This is a genomic window from Levilactobacillus angrenensis (genome assembly GCF_003946085.1).
Classification (GTDB): Bacteria; Bacillota; Bacilli; order Lactobacillales; family Lactobacillaceae; genus Levilactobacillus; species Levilactobacillus angrenensis.
Genome location: NZ_RHOB01000026.1, coordinates 24475 through 32329 on the forward strand (window position 1 = coordinate 24475; position 7855 = coordinate 32329).

Sequence of the window (7855 nt, forward strand, 5' to 3'; positions counted from 1 at the left end):
CATTTAGGAGGTTAAATATGTATCAAGCAATCGTCTTTTTTGATTTGGATAGCACCCTGTTTGACGACCACAAGAACGTTTTGCCAGCCAGCATCGCTGCCATTCACGAAATGCAACAACATCATATTTTACCAGTTATTGCGACAGGAAGAAACATTTTTGAAATTCAATACGTCTTGGACGCCACTGGCATTGACTCTGTCGTCGGTGCCAACGGCAGTTACGTCCAATTTGAAGGCAAACGCCTCACCGCATCCATCATCGACCAATCAACGCTAGATGCCATTACGGCCTTTGCCAACGCGCACCATGACCCGCTGGCCTACTACAACCGCGCCGGCTTCAGGCTCAGCCAAGCCAACGCTGACACCACCGAGAACTTTCAACTCTTGCGGCTGAATCCCGTGGTGGACCCTGAATGGTATCAGCATCAAGAGATCAATTTCATCAATGTGTTCAACCGTGACAAAGACCAATTATACCACGATGAGTTTGCGGGGCAACTAGATTTAGTCCGCAACAACCCCCGTTGCCTAGACACCATGGTCCACGGCGTCAGCAAGCAGTCCGGTATCCGGGCATTATTGGCTAAAGCCGGCCTCCAAGACGTGAAAACGTACGCGTTTGGCGACGGCTACAACGACTTACAAATGTTTGACGAGGTCGACGTCCCGATTTCCATGGGCAATGGTGTGCCGGAAGCCAAGGCCAAAGCGGCTTACGTCACCACTTCGAACACGACGGACGGCATCGTCCACGGGCTTCGGCATTTCGGCTTGATTCAGTAATTTTACGTCACTGATGAGGTATTCGTTGTGCGCGGACGAGGCCCCAGCCGACTGACCTAACTTCAGACAAAACAAAAAATGATGATTGCAACTAGGGGCATCCCCATCGCAATCATCATTTTTTTCGTTTCGCATATTACCGGTCATTGGTTTCGGATGGCAGCAGGATAATCTGACTATCACCATCGTCGTAAGCTAACACCGTTTCTGGCAGTTCCGGCGTGTAACCAAATTCTGTGTCGAATCCCGCCCGCAACGTCATTTGATTATCATCCGACTGGACGTACTCAAAGGTCGTCGTGCCTTGGTGGTTGTGTAGCTTAAAGGTCAACAGATTATCTAACGGAAACAACCCTTGGAGGTCGTGATCAATAATCTGCCAGATCGCGTCAATCATATTATCCGGCAAGGCCGCAACCGTGCCATAACTCGCGTACCGCGCGTGATTACTTTCAAACATCTTATCGCCTCCACTTTTGGTTGTTTAGCATTATTATACCGTAACTCAACTGAAAACGGGACTAATTACCCCTGATGGCCCGTGACCTGTTCCGTATCCTTGCGATCGAAGAAGTTCACTAAGAATGAAATGACGATCAGCAGTGCCCCACCAATAAAGATAACGTGGAGCCCTTGATATAGAATACCATGTAACGTCGGCAGCAAGTGTGCTGGCAACTCTTTGGCCGTCTGAGGGTTAATTAACTTATTCATCATTGCCAGGCTAGTGCCCGGGTGACTGGCCACGCCACGCGCCATTTCCAAGTTCATGATGATCCCGAAAATGGAGACCATGATGGTTTGCCCCAGCGTCCGTGACAAGGTGTTAAATGAGGTTGCGACCCCCACTTCGTCCACGGCCACTTTACTTTGAACGGTCACGGTCGTGGTGGTGATGGTAATCCCAAAGCCAGTCCCACAGATCGCAGCAATGACGAAGAAGCACCAGAACGGCGTGCTAGCCGGAATCACGGCCATCGTTACGGCGCCGACTAAGACCAGCGCTAAGGCCAAATTAACAATGCTGTAAGGCGAGCGATTTAGCAGGAGTTTCCCCGCAATAAACGACCCGACGATCCACATCAACGAACTAGGCGTGATGGCAAACCCGGCTTGTGAGGCCATTAACCCCAGCAACCCTTGGGTCCACGTGGGTAAATAAACTTCAAAGCCCATGATGAAGCCACTTAACAATGCAGCAATCAGGTTTTGAATCACAAAAGTCCGGTTATTAAAGAGCGACATCGGAATCAATGGGTCAGCCACTCGTCTTTCCTGGCGAATAAACAAGGCAAAGGCCACGATGGCCACGACAAAGCCGATGATGACCCATAAGACGTTGATTTGACCTTCACCCAGCAGTTGGAACGTCAACATCATCGCTAATAAGCCGACGGACAGCCACAGGGAGCCAAACCAATCCATGGTAAACGCCTTGCGTTCGGTGGTTTCATTTAAGAAGAACCAAATCAAAGCAATGGTGATGATTCCAATGGGGATGTTGATAAAAAAGATCCAGTGCCAACTCAACTGGTCAACGATGAAGCCACCCAGTAATGGTGCGACCACCGCAGCGATTCCCCAGGCCGACCCATTGAGGCCCATGACCCGCGCCCGTTGCTCAACGGGATAAATATCGGCCAGAATCGTAAAGGAGACTGGCATGATGGCCCCGGCGCCAATCCCTTGCAGCGCCCGCCAAGCAATCAGCGTTTCCATACTGTGGGACATCCCCGATAGCGTGGACCCCAATACGAAGATGAACAGGCCAACCAAGAAGACCGATTTCCGACCCACAGTATCCGCCAACTTGCCGTAGATCGGCGTCGCCAGGGCATTGGTCAGCAAGAAGATGGAGAAGACCCAGTTCATGAGGGCCACCCCGTGCAAATCACCGACAATGGTCGGCATGGCCGTCGAGACGATGGTCCCCTCAACGGCTGACATAAATGTGGCCACAAAGACCGCCACGGTAACTAAACCAACGTTAGTTTGTTTCTTAGACATAATTTCCTCCTCACGTTGGCCCCACCACTCAACGAATCTACGTAGCCAATTGCTGCTACTGCCCAATTTCTGTTTTTCAGTAATATACCAATTATCGCGGCTAACCGTTAAAAATACAAGCTGTTAGCTTATATTTTTTCTACTGACGTAAAGCCGTCCATGCCAGTCGCCTCCCGTTACGTGAAAGTCTAGGCTGGAACGCTGGGGAAGGACGGTCCGAGCCTCAACCCGGTCTCGGCCCTTGCCTTGAGCCGAAAATCACGTCTCAAAGTCACCAATTTAGTAGCAAAAACCGCTACTAAATTCCCCGGCTGAGCCTAGATTTCACTTCACTCCCGGCTAAAATAGTGTTCGACTACAGTGGCTAACCTACCCACAGAAAACTATTAATCTCGCAATTTCCGCCATGTCACAGCAATTGAGACTGCCACCGGCGAATCAGATTTGGTGGGCCCAGCAACTGCCACCGTAGCCGAGAGTTCACCAAGTATGGGCTCAGCCGTGGGAGTTGCCTTAACAGTGTTCCTTGCTGTTTAGACAACTGGCGCCTTTGAGACGCGGTCCTTCGGCTCAACCGGTCAGCCCATAGTTGGCGAACAGTAGGCGGCCATAACTGATCCAGCCAGTTGTACCGTAAGCAAAAGGCCGGCGCGATTGTTCGCCCCGACCTCCCTGTTTCAGTTTAATTTATTTAACGGCTGCTTTTAAAGCGTCGACCTTGTCCAGGTGTTCCCAAGGTAAGTCGATGTCGGTCCGGCCAAAGTGACCGTACGCAGCGGTTTGCTTGTAAATTGGCCGCTTTAAATCTAACATTTGAATGATTCCAGCTGGCCGCAAGTCGAACAGTTGCCGAACAGCAGCGTTCAATTTGCTTTCAGCGACGGTCCCGGTGCCAAACGTGTTGATGTAGACCGAAACGGGTTCGGCCACACCGATAGCGTAGGCAATTTGCACTTCACACTTGGTAGCCAATTCGGCCGCCACGATGTTCTTGGCAATATAGCGGGCAGCGTAACTGGCCGAGCGGTCCACCTTGGTAGCATCCTTCCCAGAGAAGGCCCCACCACCATGGTGAGCAGCACCACCGTACGTGTCGACGATGATCTTACGACCCGTCAACCCAGCATCCCCTTGTGGTCCACCGATAACGAAGCGGCCCGTGGGGTTGATGAAGTATTTCGTCTGGTCATCCAACAACTCGGCTGGAATCACTGGCTTGATGACTTGGTCGATGACGTCTTGGCGAATCTGGTCTAACGTAACGTCAGGATCGTGTTGCGTACTCAAGACCACCGTGTCGACCCGGATTGGGCGTTCGTTATCATCGTATTCAACGGTAACTTCCGCCTTGGCATCTGGCCGTAAGTAATCAATGACGTCCGTCTTCCGCAGCTTAGCGATCCGCCGCATCAAGGCGTGGCTCAATTCGATTGGCAGTGGCATCAATTCAGGTGTCTCATTAACGGCATAGCCGAACATGAGGCCTTGGTCGCCGGCACCAATCTTGTCGAGTGGATCTTCGTCCCCTTCACGCGTTTCCAAAGAGTCATCGACCCCTTGTGCGATATCGGGTGATTGTTCGTCAATGGCCACGAGGACGGCACAGTTGTCGCCATCGAAACCGTACTGGCCATCCGTGTAGCCGATTTCCTTAATGGTTTCACGAACCACTTTTTGGATGTCGACGTAGGCCTTGGTGGAAATTTCACCAAAGACCAGGACTAGCCCAGTCGTGACGGACGTTTCGCAGGCAACCCGGGAATCGGGATCTTGTTGTAACATCGCATCTAAGATGGCGTCACTAATTTGATCGGCGATTTTGTCGGGATGGCCTTCAGAAACGGATTCTGAAGTAAATAAATGTCTTTCTTGCAATGGATATTCCCCCTAGATATAGTAGACGGCGAGTTGACCGATAATCTCAACGCCATTCGGTTACAAGGCAGCTTCACAAAACGCGTGAATCCTATCGGGAATTGACTCATAACTCAAGAATTTTACCACAAATCCGGCCGACTTAAAAGGAAGCGCCGGTAATTTTCTCAAAGAACCGTTGACCCGCGGCCAAATAATTACTAAGATAAAAGGCAATACTATAATCAGTTGAAACGGAGCGATTCCATGACCACTCTCATGGCCTTCTTCAAAAACCGAACAGTCCAACAACTGTTCATCTTTATCTTTTGTCAAAATTTTCTGTGGTGGCTAGCGGGTACGACCGCCGCGACCGGTACCCCACTGGCGACTGACGTAAAATTCTTCCTGGCCATCTATGGCATCTTCCTGGCAGCCGGCGTCTTTCTCATCTTGAAACGTCACTTTCAATCGACTATCGGCCCCATCCTGGTCGTGGCAGCCGCAACCATGGGGTTTCTCGCTGCACCGAACGCCCATTTGATCCAGATTTTTGCGCTATTGCTGTGCATCTTCTTGGTACTGGCCTGCGTGCCGCAATTGGGTCTGCAGTCCGTCTACGGCCTGATTGTCTTTAGTGTGCTGGCCGGATGCGGCGTCCCGGTGATTTTATTTTTCTTACGGAACCATTATCTCGCGTTACAGTTTTTACGTCCCTTGATTCCACTGATGGGCAGTTATTTAGCCTTTTTTGAGTCGTACTATTTAACAGCCGAACGGGACTGGCGGTTAACCTTAATCGCCCCAATTATTTGTGTTCTTTCCTTATTTATGTTGCCAATCTCTTGGCATTTGCTCATCATCATTTTATTATTAGCGGCGCATTGGTGGCTCCAGCCCCGTCTCAACCAACGCTATCAGCTCGTTTTCTCGGGCATCTGCCAATTTTTGGCCGGCGTTCTCATTTTGTATTAACCATTAAGTCGCCTAATGGTCTTGGCCGAGACTTTAAAGTTTCGCTAAACCAGCGCCCGACGACTACCGTTTTCCCGCTAAACCATGCTAGAATAAGGCATCATCTCATAATGGAGGAACCAAAATGCCCGAAATCAAAGTGATTGGCGATATCCTCAGTGGGAAATTCCAACCCACGCTCACCGGCAATCGTGTCGTGGATGCCGCCTTACTGGCTCACTTTTGTCAAAACCTGGCGACTGCGCTACACTTACCCCTCACGCAGGTCCATGCCGAACATCATTGGGACCTCACGATAGCTCCCGAGGCGCTCTACCTGATTGACGACCAAATTCTCGGTAGTAACCAGCATCTGCGGAGTCGGCCCAACGTCATCGGCGTCGCCCACAAGGACCTTTTGCGGGGCCAAATTACTGCCACCAAACGTCTCTTGGCTGATAAATTAGCCCTGAATTCAACCACCAACTGAGATTGACCAATCCGCAAGTGATTGGTCAATTTTTGTGTCCGCCATTACGTGAACTCTTTAATTTTTAAAATCGTCCCGTGCAGTCCGGGAGAGCACGCCTCTAATTCCTGTTGTAGCCGCATCAGGCCGTCCGTCAACGGGACTTCCTTCCCCGCCACGAAGAACTGCGATTTCTCCCAGTACAAATGTTGTCCGTGAACGTCAAATTTGCGCCGCAACCGGAAATTCAAGCGGTCATACATCAAGGTCTCCACCACCGTGCCTGTCCTAAACTCACAATGCATGGCTGCCGCCAATTCTTGATCTGAGAAACTGTGTTTGCGATGCGACTCTCGGTCCCACAGCTCCAGGCGATAAGTCAACCCCACGGTGTTTTGCAGGAAGTGCCCGACCAGCCCAAAGAAGTTCAACCGGAAATGGGCTAGGTCCCCGACGTCCAAATAAAATTGGCGTTGCTGCTGATAGTGGTCTAACGGCGCTTGTAAGGCATTTTCGATGCGGCGGGTCACTAACTGATAGGCTTGACGCAGCTCTAAAAACTCATCGATCAGTTGCCGATCTTGGTCTGAAATGGGCATGTACAGCGCTTCTTCAACGTCTAAGATCCGCTTGATCTCCTGTGGTGCAGATGTCATTGGCTTTTCTCCTCCCTTTACCTAGCGTTTGCTAGTGCTGATTCTAAATTAACACACTTCGTCTCTAATTAACAGTCCTGATTATTAATATGCAGATAATCACGATCAGGCGGTAGCCACCTTACCTTGCAGGTTTTCTGTAAGAAGTCACTGAGTGAGCGCTACCTACTCGTATAATTATCCATAACCCCAGGCGAAATGCAGTCGCCTTGCAATTAAACCTTTAATAATGGGAGAAAAAACTTTTTTGCGTTTCCTGCTTGCCTTGCCTTTTCCCCACCGCCCCGGTATATTTAAGGCATCATAGAGGAGGCATTTTCATGACAGAAATTTTAGTTACCACGACGGAACGCATCCCTGGCCACGAATACGAAGTCATCGGCGAAGTCTTCGGGTTAACGACCCAATCCAAGAACGTTATTCGCAACATCGGGGCATCCTTGAAGAATGTGGTCGGCGGCGAAATCAAGGACTACACCAAAATGCTGGACGAAGCCCGCAACGTGGCAGTCGATCGGTTACGCACCAATGCCAGCAATATGGGAGCCGACGCCGTGGTCATGATGCGATTTGATTCAGGGTCGATCGGTACCGACATGCAATCCGTTGCCGCATACGGTACTGCGGTGAAATATTTGTGATTTCCGGTTAGTTTAACGGTTTGATAAGCCAAAATGTTCGTTACACTTTCATAGTTCCGCTCAATTATCTCATGGTCCCTACGCCCACGTCGTTTTCAACGATCTGGGAGTGGGGACCTTTTTTATTTGACCAAATTTTTAACCAACTCGCAAACCGCTTACATGTAAAAGTAGCCACAAATGCTGATGTGTAACTGTTTTATGCCACACTATCCCGTTTATGGGATAAAGGTTGTCCACTTTGCAACTATTGTCCCGTCAAAACTATCCACCCCCATTGAAGTGTCCGTCCAACTCTTTTGGTTCTCGCTTTATACTAACCATAGTCAATAAGATAGGAGAGCGTAAAATATCTTGTGTAAACGCACAAAAGATTTCTAAATTGTATAGAAATAGGGAATGCCTTCCCTTATGATATTTAGTAACCACAGAAAACATCACAGGAGGCATTCCCCATGAATGAACTTACCACAGAAATTATCGCTG

General features: G+C 49.8%; 8 protein-coding genes and 1 riboswitch. Of the genes, 4 read left to right on the plus strand and 4 right to left on the minus strand.

What is annotated here, in order from left to right; translation table 11 throughout:
* Nucleotides 1-17 precede the first annotated feature (17 nt).
* Nucleotides 18-788, plus strand: a complete 771-nt coding sequence (locus tag EKM83_RS11775) for a Cof-type HAD-IIB family hydrolase (protein WP_125577672.1) — start codon at nt 18-20, stop codon at nt 786-788.
* Between the two features lie 136 nt (nt 789-924).
* On the opposite strand, the gene EKM83_RS11780 is transcribed toward EKM83_RS11775, so the two are convergent.
* The 3 genes from EKM83_RS11780 to metK form a co-directional block, all read right to left on the minus strand.
* Complete coding sequence (locus EKM83_RS11780; RefSeq protein WP_125577674.1) at nt 925-1248, minus strand: DUF960 domain-containing protein; 324 nt, start codon at nt 1246-1248, stop codon at nt 925-927.
* A 65-nt stretch (nt 1249-1313) separates the two neighbouring features.
* Nucleotides 1314-2795 carry a DHA2 family efflux MFS transporter permease subunit gene (locus tag EKM83_RS11785; RefSeq protein ID WP_125577676.1) on the minus strand — a complete coding sequence of 494 codons (1482 nt, stop codon included), beginning with the start codon at nt 2793-2795 and terminating at the stop codon, nt 1314-1316.
* 687 nt (nt 2796-3482) lie between these two features.
* Nucleotides 3483-4670, minus strand: coding sequence for a methionine adenosyltransferase (metK, locus tag EKM83_RS11790; RefSeq protein WP_125577679.1), 1188 nt, complete (start codon nt 4668-4670; stop codon nt 3483-3485).
* Nucleotides 4668-4787: riboswitch (SMK box riboswitch) on the minus strand. (Overlaps the previous gene by 3 nt.)
* Nucleotides 4788-4916: 129 nt before the next feature.
* Between metK and EKM83_RS11795 the strand changes: the two genes are divergently transcribed.
* Nucleotides 4917-5624 carry a hypothetical protein gene (locus tag EKM83_RS11795; protein ID WP_125577681.1) on the plus strand — a complete coding sequence of 236 codons (708 nt, stop codon included), beginning with the start codon at nt 4917-4919 and terminating at the stop codon, nt 5622-5624.
* A gap of 124 nt (nt 5625-5748) precedes the next feature.
* Nucleotides 5749-6093: a hypothetical protein gene (locus tag EKM83_RS11800; RefSeq protein WP_125577683.1), complete on the plus strand. Its 345-nt coding sequence runs from the start codon at nt 5749-5751 to the stop codon at nt 6091-6093.
* Between the two features lie 44 nt (nt 6094-6137).
* On the opposite strand, the gene EKM83_RS11805 is transcribed toward EKM83_RS11800, so the two are convergent.
* Complete coding sequence (locus EKM83_RS11805) at nt 6138-6728, minus strand: hypothetical protein (protein WP_225418674.1); 591 nt, start codon at nt 6726-6728, stop codon at nt 6138-6140.
* A 320-nt stretch (nt 6729-7048) separates the two neighbouring features.
* Between EKM83_RS11805 and EKM83_RS11810 the strand changes: the two genes are divergently transcribed.
* Nucleotides 7049-7369, plus strand: coding sequence for a heavy metal-binding domain-containing protein (locus tag EKM83_RS11810; RefSeq protein WP_125577685.1), 321 nt, complete (start codon nt 7049-7051; stop codon nt 7367-7369).
* Nucleotides 7370-7855: the final 486 nt, after the last annotated feature.

Excerpts from the sequence above, each read along its gene's own strand:
- EKM83_RS11775 (WP_125577672.1), top strand. The coding sequence starts at position 18 with ATGTATCAAGCAATCGTCTTTTTTGATTTGGATAGCACCCTGTTTGAC.
- EKM83_RS11780 (WP_125577674.1), bottom strand. The coding sequence starts at position 1,248 with ATGTTTGAAAGTAATCACGCGCGGTACGCGAGTTATGGCACGGTTGCG.
- EKM83_RS11785 (WP_125577676.1), bottom strand. The coding sequence starts at position 2,795 with ATGTCTAAGAAACAAACTAACGTTGGTTTAGTTACCGTGGCGGTCTTT.
- EKM83_RS11795 (WP_125577681.1), top strand. The coding sequence starts at position 4,917 with ATGACCACTCTCATGGCCTTCTTCAAAAACCGAACAGTCCAACAACTG.
- EKM83_RS11800 (WP_125577683.1), top strand. The coding sequence starts at position 5,749 with ATGCCCGAAATCAAAGTGATTGGCGATATCCTCAGTGGGAAATTCCAA.
- EKM83_RS11805 (WP_225418674.1), bottom strand. The coding sequence starts at position 6,728 with ATGACATCTGCACCACAGGAGATCAAGCGGATCTTAGACGTTGAAGAA.
- EKM83_RS11810 (WP_125577685.1), top strand. The coding sequence starts at position 7,049 with ATGACAGAAATTTTAGTTACCACGACGGAACGCATCCCTGGCCACGAA.